Raw genomic sequence first — 20,361 nt, forward strand, 5'->3', positions numbered from 1 at the left:
ATTAGGCGCCTGCAGAAAAAGGCTGGCTGGGGAGACTCAACTCTTGATATGATTTTAATGGCCCCATTTTAATGGGATCGTGCAACCTTGCAGGAGATTCCTCGCTACGCTCGGAAAGACGTCATATTTTTAATGGGACAGACGTGCGTTTTCCCCTAAAGTCTCTTTATAATATGTTTTTATTAGGCTATCTTAACATCTGCCTAAAAATGGATTAAACGTTCTGTTCATACTGAGGTAACCATGATTGTGATAAAAAGGCTCAACGAATCGCATATAAAGGAATTGTCCTCCTATCTCGATCATTACCAAGAAACGACTATGTTTTACCAAAATTGCTGTATATCTTTGCCTAAAACAAGCTGCCGACCGAGAAGTTAAAAAGGCAGTTTTGTTCACTTATGAACCACCTGCTATTGGCGCTTATCAATCTCTTGGTTTTCATTAAATAGGAAGGTATCGATTGGCCTTGCTAAAATGAGGCGCTGATAAAAATTTCAGGTTACTTTAGATTATTAATAACACGGTTCGAATGATATAATGCTCGAGTTCACAAAATACCTACTGAGTGAAACATGATTCTACTTCGCGAACCCTCTGCCCAAGATGAAACTGTCTTTATCTCTACAATGAAAAACAGTCGTGAATTTCATTTTCCTTTTATAAGCGCTCCGTCGACTTCCGAAGAGTTTCAGACTTATTTGAATAAGAGCAAGGAAATAGGTGAACAATACTATATTGCCTGGAATGATAACCAAGAAATTATCGGTGTTTTTAACATTAGCGGTATTATGCGCGGTGTATTTAAAAGTGCTTATTTAGGTTATTACGCCTCTGTAGAGTGCGCTGGAAAAGGATTAATGAGCCAGGCACTAAAGCATGTTCTTAATGAAGTATTTACAACCCTGGACCTGCATCGAATTGAGGCCAATATCCAGCCTACCAATACAGCATCCATACAATTAGCAACGAAATGCGGATTTATTAAAGAAGGCTTTTCACCGCGTTATTTGAAAATCAACGGTACCTGGCAAGATCACTTTCGTTTTGCACTCACCTTTGAGGATTGGGTAGCAAATCGGTAGCGGGAGACTAGACACATACAATCTATCAAGCTATCTGAACTAATAAAAATAAAAGGGTTCCTATCGTACACAGCCTCACCATCAATATGCCGTTGCTGGACTAAAATCCGCCTGGCAGGTTCCTCAACAATGGGAAAACCGCGTTTTGATAATTCGAATAATATTGATGTTTTACCGCTGCCTGGCGGCCCAGTTAGCAAGTAATGTTGATTCATAATTTCCTCAAAAAAAATACTCTCTATCCAGGTTCTGTGGACGAATTTTTAATTCGTTGAAATAAGTCGTCGTTGCGAACGAACTGAAATGTTAGCGAAAATTCGATCTGAATTTCTTCGCTAACACTCGCAATGACGTATTTTAATGCAATAAATCGATTATGTTCACAGAACCCAGTACATTAAAGTTGATCCTGATTCAATCTTTGTATCCAGTACTTTTGTCTCTTTTAGAGAACCTAATTCTGATAACCAATCTTAATTAAAGATGCATAGATGGCATTGGTTGCGGTACAATACGCCATAACAACCTTTATGAAAGCATTTGTTGAAATAGTATACTGAGTTTAAGTTTTATTATTAAGTTTTATAACCACAATTGGCATCTTGAATATGAGTACTGATTTTTTCTTGAGCATTATTCATATCTCCGATCAAATCTTTGAGTTGTTCCACAAACACGTTTACGTTCACCTGATTCATACTGCGTAACACTTCATCACGCAGGGTAAATCCATCATTGTTAGTAAATAGTGCATACAGAACTTCTAATTTTTCATGAGATGTAAGCCCAGGATGTTTTAGTTTCGCTTCAAAGACGTTCGCTCTGTTGCGTCCTAAAGAGCCATGATAACGTGGACTAAAAAATCCATTATGAAAAAATTGTATACCAGAGGATTTGTAATTGTCTTTATATGTATTAATACCTCTTAATACTTTATCTATAACGTCATCCAAATTATCCTCTGTTATTTCGAAAATTGAAAACTCAAATTTCCTTGCTTTTTCAACATAAGCTTCTACTATTGATAGTTCATTCGTTTTGGAATCAATCGTGTACTTGGTATCGTCGAACTTATGAGCATCATTTTGATATTGAATTCGAGCCTTTCGAGTTAATCGGCCTTGTTCAATAATGAGCATTCTATGGGGAACTACCAATTCAGGAATAATCGTGTTTAACATTATTTCAGGTTTAACATGATTTGCAATGGGCATATATTGAGGTTTAAATACATCCCGACAACGAAGAACCTCAAGTGTATCAGCCATATTGACCAACTGTCGTAAATAGTCTATATCCCTATGAATTGCCTGATGTTTTGTAATAAATACATCTTGTTCATCTTTATATTGAACAAGATCTGCTATTAGTTCCGCTAAACTAGCTTCAAGCTTGCATATACTTAATAAGTATTTTTTACACGCTTCTGCACTTTGAGGATCCCATAAATCCATGCCATCACCTTCACGAGCAGAATCGTGAAATAAGACCGCAATTCGAATTAACATAAGCAAATCATCTGATTCTATGTCAAAACAGTTAGCGATTTCCTGGATTGCGCCAGAATACCCTACTACATGCTGTGTATAAGCATGATCGATTTTATCAATTAACTCCATTGCAGACAGAGTATGTAGAATCCCATGGGATTTGCGCATCAAAAACTCATGGCCATGATTGGATTTAAGTCGCGTTAATGAAGTTGGGATAGGTAATGACAACTTTTCAAAATTGATAACGGTCATGGGTTTTGAATAATAATGATAATTAACGTATTCGATAATATTGGACAAGGAAGGAATAAATAATTTCATAAAAAACTCGCACTTGATAACGTTCTGTTACTGCTGACCTTTTTCTCAGACATCTCAGCTTTATGCCCGAAAGCTTCTCACAAAATTAAAACACCTATGTAGGCAGAGAGAGCCATTCTCCATTCGTTCTGGATTAAAATTATAACATACCATTCATTTTTAGACCAGCGACCACCGGAAAAAAGATAATTTTTAATTCACAGATACGTTTCGGCTTTGATAGTACCCGGCCATTTTTTTAAGCCTAGGCCAACCTCCAACAAACCAAGTCAACATTGAGTTAAAAATTTTAGTCCTATAACTTCTGGTATTACCTGTACATCCGATAAAATTCAAGAAACAAGGTTGGGCGCATCGCCCCAAATTTCCCTTATTAATAAAAAAATAGATTGTCCGACCATGAATCCACCCTACGCTTGTTGTTAATGCAGGCCACATTATTGAAGCTCGGAGTATTTCTTAATAATGAAATCAGGAACAGTCCAAGTTAAATTATATGGATCATCTTTGGCTCAGTTGTTTCAGTTCATTCATTACATCGATAAGAACTTTGCACGATTGCAGATCTCTTTTTTTATAGCGTTTCTTTCCACGAAATAGAAATCGTAAGGATGCAATTTTAGAAGCACAGGACAATACTTCCTCTTGCACCTCCTTTCGTTCCTGACTTAAATGATTTGAAATAATTTGTGCCTGAGTTTTGAAATCAACATCAAGTCTCCAACAAGTGGAGAGGATGCAAAGTAACCAATCGCGTGCCTGTGCCAAATGCAAGGACATTATCATGCCAGGATCATCTTCAAAATCAATAAAAGCCACCTCATGACTTTCATGCAAAATCATATTACGTGAGAAAGCCTGGCTTAGATAAGCTCCTTTATCATGAACACTGACTATGGCTTTTAATATTTGCTCCCAATGAATAATTGAAGAAGGATTTTGAGTACTTTTCAAGATGAAATCAAAGCTTTTATCCCCCATGCATGACATGACAAAATACAGTTCATTTTCATAAATGATTTGAGGTACCAAAATATCTGCCATAAAAAGCGCTTTGAGACGACGCACTTCTGTATCTTGAGTTTTTTTTCCACCACTAACATGAATACCTTGCAGGGCGGGCATACGAAGCAATTTGCTAATTGATGTTAAAATAACATATCCAATTTTGCTGCGACTTTCTCTTTGTTTTTTAATAATGTACGTTTTACCTTCAAACACGAAGCTTGATATGCGATTGTTTGATAATGATGCCTGGTATTCTATTGCGTGGAGTAGACGAATATCCTGCTGCTTAGTATTCAATACGTTCTTCTTCGTTAATAAACTTTGGGTTGATTCATTATCATAGTATTGAAATTAAAATCAATTCCATTCTCAAGCTATTCCACGGGTGTCCCATTAAATATGTGACAGCCGTGCAATCTATTCAATCAATCCTGGAATTCATTTCAGCCTTGTACAAAAAAAAACGGTATTGCCCGCCTGTACGGGCATGACCGTTTTTTTTGCCATGAACAGAGTCATTTCAGTATAGAAGAAAGACTTTTGGTTACGGTCCAGGTAATGATAATCCCTAACCCAATAAACACCATCGCTGGAATGATATTTCTGGGAGGTAAGAATGAAATGGCAGCGAGATTTAAAATAACTGCCAAGCAAGGTACAAATAAAGGAATATGAAATACATTCTCTTTCATCCCCTTTTTTCTCTCGCTCAGTTTGATTTTGATTAATGCCACACTACTCAGTGAAAACACCAGCAAAACTACAGCACTGGTAGAACTGGCCAGATCTTTTAAAGTACCCGTCAATGCCAATCCAAGTACTAATGGAAATATTAATAAAATGGCAATGTAAGGTGTATGAAATGTTTTATGCACTCGCTGCAAAAAACCCGGCAAAAGATCAGATCGGGACATACCGTAAAGCAAGCGGGATGCTGTAATATAATTCAATAAAGTGGTGTTGGAAATTGCAAAAATGGCAATAATAGTAAACAGAGATTGAGGCATAGCTGGATACGATTTACTTACAACCTCTAAAAGAGGTGAATTCGATTGACTTAGTACTTCCCCTGGAACAATTGCAGTGGCCACCCAACTAACCCCCAAATACAAAAGTCCGGCAGTACTGAGAGCACCGAGTATTGCGCGAGGTATGTTTTTTTCCGGATTTTTAATTTCTTCGGCAATATTGGCCAAATCTTCAAAACCAGTGAATGCAAAAAAAGCTAAAGCCGCACCTTGTAAGATATCGCTCAATCCTGGCATTTGCTCTGGTGGAGCAACGGAAGTCTCATGAGGCGACGTGCTGAGATAAAAAAAACCACAAGCCAGGACTATTAACAGGCCACTCACCTCTACCAAGGTGCTTATTATATTAGCTATGGATGATTGTTTAATTCCGCGAAGATTAATTACAAGCAATAGACACATAAAGACGGAAACACCGACCCAATCAGGAAGATTGAAGCCTAAAGATTTCAAATAGCCCACAAAGGCCTGCGACAAAGTTGACATAGAAAGAATCGTGGCACTAAAAAGCAATAACCCTGCAAATATAGATAGCCACTGTAAGCCGAATGCTTCTTGTACATAAATGGAGACACCTCCACTTTTAGGAAGTCGACTCCCGAGTTCGCTATAGGTCAGGGCCGTCAGAAAAACAATTCCCATTGCAATTGCAAAAGAAAGCCAGGTCAAAGAACCTGCATGCCCCGCAATCTTACCTATGACCGCGTAAATACCAGCACCAAGTATATCCCCTACACCATATATAATTAAAGCACCCAAACCCAGTGCTCTGATCAATCCTGTTTGCGGCTTATTATCCAATTAAAATCCTTTTTAGTAATATAAAAATAAAATCATATAGTTAATGAATGCTTGCTTAAATGTTAATGCTTCAAAGAGCATCAAGACTATAATACAGATGAATTAATTAATAGTGCAACAGCATGGTAGCTTAATAAAAAAATACCATGCTGCTTTTTGGGGCCTGGTTCATTTAGCAGCAGAGGGGAATTCCCCCAACTCACCCACATTTATATTCTAAAGGTCTGTATTTTCTGACATTTAGGCGATCCTCTGCTCCCTTATCTACAGTCTGTTATTAACTTTAGGTAAGGCTGTTACAGTCAAAATCCCATGACGGGTAACTCTCTAATAGGTAGAGATTCTAAACGCGGTGGTTTCTCCGAATTAAACAATGGAGCCGCTAAAACCTTGGGAGCCAACACAACACCACAAATAATAGCAATGCGTTCAAAAAAAGTCCTCTTCGTTGCAAAAGAAGCAGAAGATAATGATGATTGCTCTTCATCATAACGGGTTTTTGCCCAAATAAATGCGTGCTTTATCAAAAATGGAGGGATATTATTATTGATAAGGCGTTGAAGACCGTCTCTCATGATCATTTGATCTTCAGAATTTATTTTTCCTGAAGTGATCTCGTAAAACAGCTTGAATGAAGATATTGCCGAGCAAGTTGTTTTAGAAAAAAAATTAATTTTCGTGTTAATGGGCATCCATGATTGATTAGAATTTTGTCCTGAACAACCAGGCCAATTTTGATTCCTTATTCTTTCGTTATCAATCCAATAGTTTGGCGATATGCAACAAATATCTGCTATGCACTCAAAAAAATCTTCATATTGACTTATAGAGATATAATCAGCACGATTAGCCCACCTTAGCGCATTTTTAAGAATAATTGGATCGAAGCCTTTATTTATTTGCAACACAAGACTCTTCCTCAGTTCTTCAGCATCCTCTATATAAATCTTTGGAGAAATAAAATTATCAAAATAATCTAAAGGAGATTCTATATCATTAACTTGTGTATTTTTTGCTGTATTCGCCAAAGTAGAAACAGCAAGAGACAATTCGTTTTGTTGCTGACCATTTGATGAGAACAATTTTTCTGCCCTGCAAATTAAGCCAGTCACAGCTATCGCAGTCCCAGCAATGACTCCACCAATCATAAAAACAGAAGTTAAAAAAGCTGCCGAGACCAGAATAACCCCTATAACTATTAATGAAATACCGAGATTTTTCATTAAAATAGATTGATGTCCAATCAATTGCTTACCAAGTAACTCTAATTGAAGGAGATTATCTTTATAATCAAGATAATATTCGGAATTCAGCTTCTGACTTATATTTTCTCGCTCATCAAAAATAAATTCTACGCGACCAAGTACTTGTTCTAAATGGAAAATCACTTGGCCATTATTTGGTTTTTTCTTATATATCTCTTGAGTTAACCAGATAACTTTATGGCATTGAACAATTAAATCGCTCCAATTATTGAATGGATTCTCCTGTTGATAACTGATGAGGTCGTTATAAAATCCGTCTCTCATTTGATATTCAACATAAGCCTTTCTTTTCTTTAAAGCCTCAGGATTTTCAACATGTTGAGTATCAATTACTTGTGCAAAATTTTCTGATTTATACATACTATTAACCTCTATTAAAAACAGTAGATAAATTTGGCACATCCGGATTTTTATGTTTTAGAGGATGGGAAAAAAATCTTGGTGCATGAGATGCCGAAGCAATATTATGTTCAATTTCAACAGAAGCTTTAACTTTTTGAATTATATTAGATAAGATCATAATAAGAGGATTTTCTCCTTGCTGGGCAGCATTTAATCGCTTTACCAAGACAGGAGTAAGCAGGTTTAATACCGAATACATATCTCTAATAGAAAAATGCTCTGTTTGTTCGCCTAAATTAACGCACCCAATATCGATTTCATCTTTAAGGCTATTATCTAATGCATCTGGAGTTTTTATCATTATGTCAGTCAACACGGATTTAAAAAATTCCGAGCGTTGTTTCTCTGTTGGTAATGAAACTTCCAATTTATTACCAAATCGTGAGAGTACAGGAAGAGCTATCCTCTCTAGATGATTAGTTGCGGCAATAATAACAAATGGGTTTTTACTTTTATCAAAACCATCCATTTCAGTTTGTAACAATAGTGCAGCACCAGAAGATGAAGCAAAACGATCAAATTCATCAATGAAAATGATTGATTTCTCTGATGATTTAGCTAACGACAAAACGTCAGCAAGCTCATCCACAGTATTCCCAGGATTAACAACAAAACATGGACAATTAATTTTTTCAACAATTAATCTAGCAAATTCTGTTTTTCCTCCACCAGGAGGACCAAAAAGTAAAGTGTGAACTTTATAACCTGGATTAATTTTCAAATAAATATCTGATTGAGCTATATAAGAACAGATGTGTTCGGTAGCTTCTATAAGCTCGGCACTTAGAGGCATAGCCCTTTGGATTTCTTCTAATTTGTTTAATCTTGGAGCAATTATTTTAGCCTGACCCTTTTTAGGCCGTTCTAATTCTTTACGAACCGCTTCAAAACACGTTTCAAAAATTTTATCCGTAAAAACATCTGTTAATTTTAAATGCTGTGTGTTTGCAACTTTATCTATATAGTTTTTTAATTGTCTTGGAGACCAACCTGTTGTTGCATCCGCAATTTTTTCGATAATAGTAGAATTGGGTTCAAGAATCATTGAAGAAAGCAAATGTTTGATTATTAACTCTCGATTTGCTCTATCTGGCAAATCAAAAATCACAGCAGTCCCTGCCCTACTTTTTATAGCAGGTTTAATTCGTTCTAAATAATTAGTTGTGCCGATTAAAACAACTTGGCGCCCCTTTAGGCTATCAATTCCTGTTTGAAATATATTGACACATCCATCATTTCTAAGCATAAAACTTTTTTCAGCGCCCTCAGTATCAGGCAAAATGGTGTCGATTTCATCTATAAAAAGACAAACAGGCTCATTTAATTCAATCACCTGATCAAAATATTCCTTGATTCTTTTTTCTTTTTGACCAATATAAGCATCTTCTGCAGTTCCAACAACATACTCCAAGATTTTGAAACCTTGTTTTTTTAGAACAGCTTTAGTAACTTCTGTTTTACCAACACCAGGCGGCCCTGAAATTAATAAAAGATGTTGTTCTGAATGAGGGTTCGCCTTAATACCTTCTAAAAAGAGGTGTATTTCTGCTTCTTTTTCTTCTATTCCTATAAATTCACTCGGTTTCAAATTTCTTAATATGTTATAAGGATCTTTATGTGCGAGTTTAAAAAATGGTGTTATTCCGCAGCTGCTACGAGTATATGGGTCATTATCCAGCGATATTATTTTTTCTATTGCATTTTGAAGTGATTGAATTCTTAACCTGGGAGAGTAAGTTAACTCACTTAAAACATGCAACCAAGAACGTGATCCTGGGAATTCCAACCGAGCTAAATCATCAGAAGAAGCAATTTCATCTAATATTAACTGTTGTAATTTATCATCTAAAGACCTCATTATTTTTTCATAATATTCCGGAGATCTTATAACAAATGGAACTTGTCTGTGCTCTAAAAACAATTTAAAATCTTCGACAGCGTGTAGATCATCAGGACTTATACTCATAACCTCTTCATACCAAAATTTTGCCTGTTCATAATCTTGTGATTTTCCATTTGCCCCCCAAAAATAATCTTCAGCCAGCTTAGTCAAGTGTATTATCAGTAATTTTTTAGCGTGCTGACTTCCTAATTGGATTGCATTTTCATAGCATAATTTTGCCTGTGTATAATCTTGAGATTTTCCATTTGCCCCCACCAAATAATCATCTCCTAACTTAATCAAGTAAGAGATTAATTTAGATTTTGCTTCCTTACCTCCTAATTCAGCGGCTCGTGTATATAGTGTATAAGCTTGCGGTAATCTGTAAAATTCAAAGTATTCAGCGACTGCAGCTATATATTCTGGGCCATTGACATCCAAATCAACAATTAGTTGATGTAATTTTGAGTAAAAATCAGGTGAAGACAAAATTGTAAAATCATAACTAATAGAAAATAATTTCTTATCTTTATGTATTTTTCTTAATAAGTGGCGGTTCAGAGAATAAGTGCTGGTAGATCGATTATCTATCAGATTTTGTTGCAGTATTTCTATAGGAGCGTGCTTAAAATCAGAGGTAAGTCTTCTTTGCAGGTTATCAGCGCTTTCTTTATCGTAATTTGTGCCTATCCAAAACAACCTGTCATAAAGTCCTCTCTTCAAATCCCATGCCTTGATAGCGAGAAGTAAAATGCTTCTTTGTCTTTTTTGCATCCTTGAGTCTTTTATAAGAGATGCCAGATCATTCTGACTACATATAGTAGTATCATTTTTATTTTGCATACTTCGTTTCCTTAGAGAAGTAATTAAATGGATTTTTCAATGGTCTAAAATTTTTACTAATGAAAAAATTTTGGGCATGTTATTTGATGATAAAAATATTGTCAACTTTTAAAAAAAACTCCTTGATAGATTTAACCCCCCAAATAATTACATGATGTGGTCTAATTGATTGATTAATAATAACTACACAATATAGTGAATCCGATATCAAGTGATGTTTCTGCTCTCAGACCCACAAGAGGCAAGAAGCAGGCTCATAATTAGCGGGGATAAAATTGGGCGCCCGAATCATTTGTCTCACATGATGATGACGATGATGAGGCAACACATGTTGTGCGCGATTCAAAAAACGAATATCCATTGTAGGTTTGCGATTGTTGCTCAACTAACGACATTTTTTGCTTAAGCGCTTCAACTGGATCAAAAGTATCCGCACATGGATTGAATAGATTGAGTGGAGACTGTGCGTGATAATGAGCAATTTTTTTTGGTAACCAATCCATTAAAATCCTTGCTTTACCTCTATCTTCTTGGGGAACCACACGCGCAAGCCAGGCTTTAACTGTCTGGGTTATCTTTGTAGAAGAATCCACAAGTGTCAGAGAGGAAACTGCCAGGATGTCTTCAAGATACTCGTATTCCTTACCCGTAAGAATAACCAGGAATGCCCTTTTGATAAAATCAGACAAGTCAACAGGCAATGGCTCTGCAGCCATTTGTACGCCAAAAATTGCAGGAAATAATTTATATTGCAGAAAGGAGTCCAGATTAGCCATAGCAACATTTATATTGTGTGGAAAACATTTACGGATATGCTTGACCAATATTAATAACGGAATAGATGCCAGATGACTTGCCACGTCAGGTATCGCGTTGACTGTTGCAAGATCCAGCTCCCAGCCCAGTTGGTTGGACAGGCGGATTAAACGCATGAGACGTACAGGATCAATCTCAATGGATTTTTTGAAAGAAATGAGTGTTCGTAATTTACGTTGATTAAAATCAGTAATACTCCGATGATAAGGTATGAGAAGAGTGGATTTAGAGTTTACACCCAAACAATTAACGGTAAAGTCGCCCTGGGACAATAATTTTTTCAGGGTATCCCCAATGCGGCAGGTAATATCTACAACCTGATTTTGATCGTCAGGATTGGTTATGTGAAACACATCATCAAATGTTTTACTTTTACTGATGTCAGAAAACAAAGTCGGCAGAATGCTTACTGGGCAATTGGTTATTAAATCCACATCATTGGGATTTAAGCCCAGTAACGTATCCCTGACAAAACCACCTATGATGTAGGCCTGGTAACCAGCACCTTCGATGATCTCAAGAATTTTCTGGACAAAAGCCGGATTCTGATAGCCTTCTGGCAGTTTAAGACTACTTTTTTCGGACAGTTCGTGCTGGCACAGCGAGGAATCAACTGAACTGGATGCGAGAGGCATATTGCTTTGTATTGAATCATGGACTAATGCAGGCGTTCTCATTACATCTTGCGCTGGAATAGCTGTTGTAACGACCGGGGATTCTATCGCAACAGCAGAGGCGCTTTCCACAAACCTTGGTTTTCGCCCCTTTTTACCCTCTCCCCTGCGAGGTTTTGATGGTTTTGATGGTTTTGAAGAAAGAGATCTTTCCATGCTTTTTTGATTGTATAGTTCAATTGCTCTCAATCGTGATGAGGAGATAGAAGAACGTACTTTCTTTCCTTCTGGTAATTCAACAGGCCTAGACGCTACGGTGACAGGAGCTCTCTTGGCTGGCAGTTCCGATGACTGATGTTGCGGCATATTGCCCAGAAAACGCTGATAGTGTTCTGTCCAACGCATCTGTAACATTTCCTTGGTCGTTTTTATACGGCATTGTTTAAACTGCGCAAACCATGCTCGATATAGTGCCCGTGCATCTCCCTCGCTTTGTATCATTCCGGAGTTAAAAGAGAGTGCGTACCATGCTGACTGGAATTGTTCCAATAAGTTGTTATTTTCATTTTTTTCTTTAGTAAGAGGCCAATAATTATTTTCAAGAGCGTGGGGCTGGTGAGGATTCTTTAAAAAAGTCAGCAGTTCGGAATAGTGTTTTTGAGAGGAAATGGCCTTCAGCATTGTATTGATTAACTGTTCCGAATGTGATGCTTCTTCTGGAGTTAAAACCGCTCGCAAAGCATCCTGCAATGCTTTTGCCTCAAAAAGAACGATATCTGCACGGCGAGATTCACCTTCTTCAGACCAGTGCAATGCTTCTTTACAAAAAATTTCAAGAACACTAAGAAATGTTTTTTTCAATCGAGGATTTTTAATCAACCCACCATGCAGGGGTATGGCCAGAAACAGATGGTGAAGTGCAGTATATCGTGCATCTAAATCTGCCCTGTTAGTAGATTTGTGTTGATAAAATGAAGTAATAAACAATATAAATAATCGACACTGAAGATTTTCACTGCCCGATGTCTGCGCAAGTTGTACGAAGAGTCTAGCTACTGCCTGATAATTAATGTTATTCCATTTATGTTTTCTTTGGAGGGCTTTTTCCAAAAGCTCAAGAAATACCGGGCACTGCATTTCAAGCTCTAATGGGTTTACCTTATCAGAGCATGAACTGGATTTCAGTGATGAGGCTTCTTCTAATGATGCGATCAATGCCTCAACTTTTGGAGTAAAAAATTGTACTAACCTTGCATAAGTATTATGTTTAATCTTAATAATATGAGTATGCAGCATTTCCAGAGCGTTTTTCAGGATGTATTGATCAAAAAGGCGCGTCTCTGTTCGCTTTAAACATTCTTCAAGAATTAAGGCAAGACGTTTTGCCAATTCCAGGCGCTGTACCGAATTTCCCGATAAAATACCATGAGACAATTTAAGCGCTATTTTTTCTACTTTGCCTGCAATATCCGAGAGAGAACTTTCCTGAGATGACGTTCCTATAATGTCTCCAAGTACTGCATTGGCAGCATCAAGAATATCTTCCATCATTTTATAGGTCAGATTATTTGGGGAGGCAAGCTCCGGTACATTCATTATGGTATTCACAGTAAATCGGAGCGTTCTTGCCAATTGAAGACAAGGAGTTGGCGGAGCAGCCAGAATTTCTTTTGCCGATGCAATGCAATAAACAGGACTGTTGAGGTTATACAGCGAATCCTTGCTCGTTGAAGTGCTGTTCCCCTCCAATTTTTGTTGATTAATCATGCCCGTTAATACGTCTATATTCGCCAGAAGTAATTCTGCATTCTTAATTTTATTTTCCAGAGTCATCTCAATGACACTGTTCTGAAGAATCGACATAGTCTTTAACATGTTTTCATCAAATTTTGAGAAGACATTTTTACTTTTTTGCAGGTTATTCTCATTCTGACTTTCGTTATTTAATGTTATGCTCAACAGATTAATCAGCCGGTTATGAATTTCGTAAAAAGTGGCAAAATATTCAGTTCTTAGATAACGAAATAGTGATCTATCGCACTCATTGAGGCTATAGCAGTTCCTCGAATCCATCAGATCCATACAGGCTAAATGATATTGCCACAGATCAAAAACGATTCCATGGCAAAAGGACATCTCATGTACAGTGGTTGAGTTTTCAAACAATTTGAAGAAAAACACGAGTACTTTTTGAAATTCAAAAAAGGGTTTATATATAGGAAAATCGGCTAAAACCTTCAACGAATCAGTAATCGTTTTAGTATGGTTCGATAGAACGCCAAACTCGTGATTTAATGTTTGCAAAAGACATTCTGATAATTGAGAAAGTCTCTCAGGCTTACTTAACCAAACTCGTGTTGCGATATGAAATTCCGGGTTAGCAAAAATTTGTGGTTGGTTTCGTATTGCAATCACCAGTTTCATGAAAATGCTCGTAATCATTACACTGTCTTTAGAATCCTCTTGAGATTCAAACTGAGGATCATAAACAAAATAATTGATGTATGGTGATGTTTTTGGCAATAGCGCTTTAAACATAAATTCTTTATGCAATCGTTCAATTTCCTGCTTGGTACACCTTAGCGCATCACAAACGGCTTGAATTGTAAGACTACGTTGCATAGTTGATTGTTTATTTGATACAGGCGCGCTCAACGCATTTCTGCTCTGTTCTAATAAAGTGGCGAGCAGCTCGTGCAATTGCCTATAGGCACTGAGGGCGTTGTTGTAGGTCCAGAGGCAATCTTCCCAGCGTTTCTCTGATGCCTCTGTTGAAAGTCCAGTTAAATAACTTAATTTAAACGCATAATGCCCCGGTACCATTCCGTAAAGGAACACGGATTGACTCAATGCAGATTGCAATCGCTCCCTTAATTCTTCAGGATATGACTCTGGATTAAAGGCAAAGTTGGCGATGAAATTCCAGATTTCATCTTCATCTTTTTCGATCTCTTTCAAAAAGGTAGTAATACTTTCTACTGTCCTCAACGAATTGGGTTTATCAAATTGATGTTCGAGATAAAGCAATTCATTCATTATATTCCAGCGAGCAAGAAGACATCTCAAACGCTCGTGCCATAAAATTGAAGGCATTTCCATAAAACGCTTCGCAATTTGCGTATAAGCAAATAATTTAATGGCATTCTCTCGTGAAAATTGCTGATATAATTCCAAAAACAAGGGATGTTTTTTTTGTGGTAAAAAATAAAATATTTGTTCTATGCCTACCTCTACATCTGATCCCAAAATTGTTTTAGCGAGCTCCCCTACTGGCGCCGGTTTAATATCAATCGTGGTGCGAGAGTAATGGAATGGAGTGGACTGTTTTTGTGGCTTTCTTTTAAGCATTGTGTCTTCTGTACGGAATTAAGTGTTCATATTTTAATCTTTTAATGAATTTATTCAAGTTTTTGGGGATATGGAACCTGGAATCCGTCTATTTTTTCAGCTGGGAAGATGTGTACAGCCCCCTTAAGACAATTCGCTAATAGATTTTCATTAATACCCAACGTCCCATTAAAAACGGATGTGTATCCATAACAAGTCCTAGTGAGTTCCCTGCAAAACGTCACCCTTTAAATCCAGCCCTTGCCTGTGCCTAAGTCTTTCCGAGCTCGTTTGAATCTGAGCCTATGAAAATAGAAATTCATTATGCTAAGATGTTTGTTGCTCATCAGCTGCAGATCACAAACGCTCACTGCTCAGCAGCTGAATTCTTAAGGATAACGTATGAAAGTTTGTTTTTATGGAAAAACACTACCTCAAATTCTTCTTGAACTGGCAGCACTGCCTCGACTTAATACCGAGATAGATTTAAGCAGAAATGATCTTGGCAACCGTTCCTGTGCCGATGTTGTTGCCATCATGAATGCTCTGCCGAGGGACACCCAATCAATTAATTTACGCTCCAACGGCCTCTACCTTAAATCCGTTTCAGATCTTGTAACCATCATCAGAGCGTTACCTGTTAACCTTGAATCCCTCGATTTGGGTTGGAACAAACTCTGTATCAAACCTGCCAAAGACCTTGAACAAATCATGAGCGCTTTGCCAGTCAGCCTAAAATCCCTCAAGTTGGGCTGGCATTCACTTCCCCTGAAATCCGACCAAAATTTAGCAGCCATTATGAACGCACTGCCTAAAACGCTGCAGTCGCTTGATTTGCATGGCAATAATCTAGGTAGTAAATCCTATGAGGAACTCAGAGCCCTTTTCCAAGCGCTGCCTGCTCATCTGCACTCACTGGATTTACGCGAAAATGCTCTTGGTACCCAAGCCGATGATGTCTTGCATCGCCTCATAAAGGGCTTGCCAGCTGCTCTGAAATCACTTGATTTAAGTGGAAATCGCCTCTACCTCAAATCAGCACTGGAATTCGTATCCATTATGAATTCCTTGCCCAAAAATCTGCACACGCTCAATCTTGGCAATAACAACCTGTTTTATAATCATTCTGTTGAGAATCTTGTAATTATCATGAACGCCCTGCCAAGAGATCTGCGCTCACTTTCTTTGAGCGGAAATGCACTCTACAAAAAATCAGGAGAAAACCTCCTGGCTATTTTCCAACAACTTCCCCAGGGCTTAAATTTTCTTGATTTAAGTGGAAACATCCTATACCAAAAATCATGTCGAAACCTCATCGCCATGATTAAAGTCCTACCCAAATGGTTACAGTCACTAGATTTGAGCAGAAACCAGTTCTACAAAAAATCAATGTTAGCTCTTAGCCATATAATAAACTCCATGCCAAACAATCTCGAATCCATTGATTTAAGATCTAATGGCTTTGACCAGGTTGCAGTGGAAGACATTATGAGAATTCAGCAATTCGCTAAAATTCCTTCGGCACTTATATTTGATGATTCCATCATGGCAAGACGCAGAGTAATCGGGCTTCATAATCATTTTATCAAGAGGCATTCAATGCTTTCAAAATTATTCCGCGTACTGGAGCCTCAGGAGGACAAACACGATAACGTAACCGCGGAAGAGCAACACTCAACTTGGCTAATTCCTTGAGACCAGTTTTTATCCAGTTGAAAACCTCAGCAAAGGATGCCTTATGGTTTTAATTATGGATACAGTTGATAGTGACCTCTGGTTACATTATAACTGATGCAGAGCGGCTTAGAAAACCAATGCAATTGATTACTGATTATTTCTTAAAGTGTATGGGCGTTATTAAATCTGCTGATATTATTGGTATTCAACCGCTTCAATTTGGATCGCAGTGAGATCCAAATTAGACATAGAAAATAAATGTGCATTCCTTATATTCAATTTGGCGCACTATGTCAGCCAAATTACACACTTCAGTTAGTTCCATTTTGGAACTCACTATAAGACACTTAAATAGGGTAAAAATTGCAGACCAAATCTCACAAATCCCATTTAAAATTTATCGAGATTTAAAAAATAACGAGTCGCTTTAAGTTCACCGGTTCGTTTAAGAATATTTTTTTTAACCAAGTCATTCAAATCTCTGGTTGTTGTAGCGATCGGAGCGCCTGTTATACTCATATAGTTTTTAGCACTCAAACCACCTACAAATCCATCAGGCCCCGCTTGAAATAATCTTAATAAAACCTTTTCTTGCCTTGGATTAATTTTTCCTTCCGCTTCCTTTAAAATAACAGATTTCTTAATAATGAAATCAATATATAAATAAGTGCTTTTCTGGGCTTCTAGAGCGATGTTAGCGAACCATATCAACCAAGAGGTGAGATCTAAGGTTTTGCTTGCTAAACCTAACTGTTGATAATATTCCTTTCTCTTTTTTAATAATATTTTTGCCAATACTGTCATTACTGGTTTTGAAAATCCTTGGGATAAAGCTTTTTCTGCTATAGCTCGCCCTATTCTTCCATTTCCATCTTCAAAAGGATGGATACTCTCAAACCATAAGTGGGCTATTCCTGCTCGGGTTAATGCAGGTATAGGAGCTGAACCGGTGAGAGAACTTCGTTCAAACCAATCAATAAATTGATCCATTTCGGCCGGAACGCGTGTTGAGGGAGGAGCTTCAAAATGGATTTTTCGATCATAATCAGGACCAGAAACAATTTGCATTGCTTCTTCATGCTTACGATATTGACCAATATGTTCTAAAAGATGGCTACTACCCATTAAAAATTGATGCCATTCAAATAAAACCTGATGTGTTAACGGGCTAGAAATCGTTTGATATATATTAACCATCATTTTAGCGATCCCACGCTCTTTTATGCTAGCTCCAGGAGATTCCGTAGACAATCCTAACTCTTTTTGTATAGACGATTGCACGCTATCTCTATTTAAATGCTCTCCTTCTATTTCTGAGCTATCCAAAGCATCTGTACACATTAAATCGATAAATAAATTTTGCTTACCTTCTTGAGATATATGTTGCGAAGAACCAATAATAATACCCGCGTTCTCAGTAAAAGACTGTTCAAACACAACTAATTTATCGGAGTCCCAAGTAAAATTTGGCCAATTCTCAAGCTGCCAATTCCATTTCATGATTAATAATCTCATATTTTATTAATCAAAATATAGCACAATACTGATTAATAAAGTATGGGTTTGTTAATCACCTTTTGTTTCTTTAGAATTAATACAATTAAATAATTGATTATTTAGCGTCAGGGAGATTGCCATTTTAGGAATTAAATTTTGTTTCAAATTTTCACATTGCAAAGCAATGTATATTGCGCCCTTAGAAAATTCTTTTCTTCGGGATAATTGAAAAATAAAAATGAGAAAATCACTTAGGATAATTTAAAGCTTAAAGTCGATTTGAAATTTTCAGTCGTCAAGTAATGGTAATCCCCCCATTTTTAACCGACATCAAAAATGGGGGGATTACCAACCGATTAAGACTTTTTTGATTTTTCAGAGAACTCCCAGAGTCTTTGTTTCACTTCTTTAAGTACCTTATCAGATCTGGAATGATCTATGTCTATTGGAGGTAAATAAAATAAGTCATAATTTTGAGTGGTACATGTGGAACTTCGGGGACAACCTGATTCTATCAATCGCTCAACGTTCCACATTTAAAATTTACGATGGGACTGGTGGAACATTATTTACTAGCATATCTACTCTTTCATCAAACCAGTAACAATCTCATTGAGTGATGCCATAGATTCTTCCCAACTGGCAGGATTTCTATTGTATACCAAAGGACCAATGAACTTTTGGTATCTCACTCTGAACTTCTCTTGATTTTGAATTTGTTCAAAACCATATAAGAGCTCCTTATAAGGATCATCTCTAAATTGAGGGTGCTGGTTACCAAACTCGTTGATATCTATTTCAATGACTTTTTTGATTAATTTACTTATTTTGTCCTTATCTGCGTTAGATTGATTTATTAGATGAAGATCATAAATATGTCGGACTAAGGTTTTATCATCCTTACTTGAAGGATTTCTTTCATAAGCAGCTGTTCTTCTGAGTAAAGCCACCAGTTTTTCACTGGCTGTAACTTCAATGGTTGCACAATAGCATTGAGGAATTTCTGGAGGTAATTTGAGTGCTTTGGAATACATTGAATAAATTGGCGCTGTAATAGTTGAGTCAAGTAGCGATGATTCTGTTATTTCCAATAGAATTTCGGGACGAATAGCATCTATGGTGGTGTGAAAACGAGGATATTTTATATGGCATTGTAAATATTTGCCCTCATCACGCTTACTTTTCTCGCTCAACTCAAATATTGAGTGTGCGTCTAATAATGAATAAATTTTTTGGTGATAGTGACCACGTAATTTTCGTTGCTGCCCTCTCGTTTCGTTTTGAACATCTAAGGATGGTATTAACTTGATATCCACATCTTCAGACATACGAAATGTATCGATATGAGCCTTGGATAAGCAAGTGCCTCCCGCAAAAACAATGGAATATCCAGAGTCATTGATTGAATGAAGCGACTTCAGTAGTTGAACAGCGTAGTAGTCTTTTTCTACGAGAATTGGTTCTTCTATACCAAGAGCATCAGCAACATCCGCAAATATCGTAGGGTCTATTTCTTCCATCAAAAACTAACAACCTTTAAGGTAAATTTATCTGTTCCAATTTTACGGTTGAACCTGCTTTTTACAACAAACTCAGCATTTGCGGGTATCTGTGTGGAATTCGTCATATAAGATTTCGTTGCATCGGAATATTGCCATTTTATACCAAGTCTTGTTAAGGCTTCTTTAGAAATTGCTGTAAAACCACCATCAGCAGCAAGCATGGGTTTGCCAGTAATTCTATTTATTCTAGCTTTTGCATACAAACCATAACCTATTTTTAGCAACTTCCCTTCTCTAGATAACTCTTTCAACACTCGTCCAACTTGATCATAATCACTTAATTTTTCAAAATCAGAGCGTAAAAAAACCTGTCGTTTAGATCGACTAATCTTTTTTTCAACTCGAATTCTTAGTGACATGCGTGGCATAGCTCTATTCTCAATGGTTTCTTACAACATAAGTATAGCAAAAATACGACACTTTTCAAAACAAAAATACGACACTTCATTTACTATAACATTCATTATTCAAGGTGTTCCCTATAAATCAGAAGCTCAGGTAACATGTGGTACATTAAGGATATTTATCCGCAATTTCTTTGAATTTGTTTCCAATTGTTGACTTTAATTTTCAAAGCACGTAGTAATCTACTTGTTGTTTTGAAATAGCTTTATGAAAATGACGTGGTTTAATAGATTTGAGCACCCCAGTTAAGAGATAATGCACTTAACTGGAGAAAGTAATGACGATAAGAAAGAAATACCCCAAAGAATTTAAACTGGATGCAATTAGTCTCGTTT

General features: G+C 37.0%; 12 protein-coding genes and 1 pseudogene. 3 read left to right on the top strand and 10 right to left on the bottom strand.

The window, feature by feature from the left end:
- Positions 1-575: 575 nt before the first annotated feature.
- Positions 576-1,085, top strand: a complete 510-nt coding sequence (locus tag ELY21_RS14885; protein ID WP_127110779.1) for a GNAT family N-acetyltransferase — start codon at positions 576-578, stop codon at positions 1,083-1,085.
- Here the strand turns inward: ELY21_RS14885 and ELY21_RS16075 are convergent.
- The 7 genes from ELY21_RS16075 to ELY21_RS14920 all read right to left on the bottom strand — a co-directional run bounded on the left by ELY21_RS16075 (position 1,037) and on the right by ELY21_RS14920 (position 14,906).
- Complete coding sequence (locus tag ELY21_RS16075) at positions 1,037-1,300, bottom strand: AAA family ATPase (RefSeq protein WP_127110781.1); 264 nt, start codon at positions 1,298-1,300, stop codon at positions 1,037-1,039. The genes ELY21_RS14885 and ELY21_RS16075 overlap by 49 nt on opposite strands.
- A 360-nt stretch (positions 1,301-1,660) precedes the next feature.
- Positions 1,661-2,899: a hypothetical protein gene (locus ELY21_RS14895; protein WP_127110783.1), complete on the bottom strand. Its 1,239-nt coding sequence runs from the start codon at positions 2,897-2,899 to the stop codon at positions 1,661-1,663.
- A 501-nt stretch (positions 2,900-3,400) separates the two neighbouring features.
- On the bottom strand, positions 3,401-4,204 hold the full coding sequence (locus ELY21_RS14900; RefSeq protein ID WP_127110785.1) for a hypothetical protein: 804 nt from the start codon (positions 4,202-4,204) through the stop codon (positions 3,401-3,403).
- A 218-nt stretch (positions 4,205-4,422) separates the two neighbouring features.
- Positions 4,423-5,736, bottom strand: a complete 1,314-nt coding sequence (locus ELY21_RS14905; protein ID WP_127110787.1) for an APC family permease — start codon at positions 5,734-5,736, stop codon at positions 4,423-4,425.
- A 302-nt stretch (positions 5,737-6,038) separates the two neighbouring features.
- Entirely contained in the window at positions 6,039-7,361 is a 1,323-nt protein-coding gene (locus tag ELY21_RS14910) for a hypothetical protein (RefSeq protein WP_127110789.1), read from the bottom strand.
- A gap of 4 nt (positions 7,362-7,365) precedes the next feature.
- The gene (locus ELY21_RS14915; RefSeq protein WP_127110796.1) at positions 7,366-10,128 is read right to left on the bottom strand and encodes an AAA family ATPase; all 2,763 of its coding nucleotides are present in this window, start codon (positions 10,126-10,128) and stop codon (positions 7,366-7,368) included.
- 260 nt (positions 10,129-10,388) lie between these two features.
- A complete protein-coding gene (locus ELY21_RS14920; protein WP_127110798.1) occupies positions 10,389-14,906 on the bottom strand; it encodes a CCA tRNA nucleotidyltransferase in 4,518 nt (1,505 codons plus the stop codon).
- Positions 14,907-15,287: 381 nt separating this feature from the next.
- Here ELY21_RS14920 and ELY21_RS14925 point away from each other — a divergent pair, with 381 nt between their 5' ends.
- A complete protein-coding gene (locus ELY21_RS14925; protein WP_127110800.1) occupies positions 15,288-16,580 on the top strand; it encodes a hypothetical protein in 1,293 nt (430 codons plus the stop codon).
- A gap of 71 nt (positions 16,581-16,651) precedes the next feature.
- Positions 16,652-16,795 (top strand): annotated as a pseudogene (locus ELY21_RS15895) (integrase); the annotation flags it as partial.
- 157 nt (positions 16,796-16,952) lie between these two features.
- Here the strand turns inward: ELY21_RS15895 and ELY21_RS14935 are convergent.
- The 3 genes from ELY21_RS14935 to ELY21_RS14945 all read right to left on the bottom strand — a co-directional run bounded on the left by ELY21_RS14935 (position 16,953) and on the right by ELY21_RS14945 (position 19,980).
- On the bottom strand, positions 16,953-18,062 hold the full coding sequence (locus tag ELY21_RS14935) for a Fic family protein (protein ID WP_127110802.1): 1,110 nt from the start codon (positions 18,060-18,062) through the stop codon (positions 16,953-16,955).
- Between the two features lie 578 nt (positions 18,063-18,640).
- Entirely contained in the window at positions 18,641-19,579 is a 939-nt protein-coding gene (locus tag ELY21_RS14940; RefSeq protein ID WP_233588736.1) for a nucleotidyl transferase AbiEii/AbiGii toxin family protein, read from the bottom strand.
- Positions 19,579-19,980, bottom strand: coding sequence for a conjugal transfer protein (locus ELY21_RS14945; protein ID WP_127110806.1), 402 nt, complete (start codon positions 19,978-19,980; stop codon positions 19,579-19,581). The genes ELY21_RS14940 and ELY21_RS14945 overlap by 1 nt, the downstream gene beginning before the upstream one ends.
- Positions 19,981-20,361 lie beyond the last annotated feature (381 nt).

It is taken from the genome of Legionella sp. km535 (assembly GCF_003990085.1).
Taxonomy (GTDB): domain Bacteria; phylum Pseudomonadota; class Gammaproteobacteria; order Legionellales; family Legionellaceae; genus Legionella; species Legionella moravica.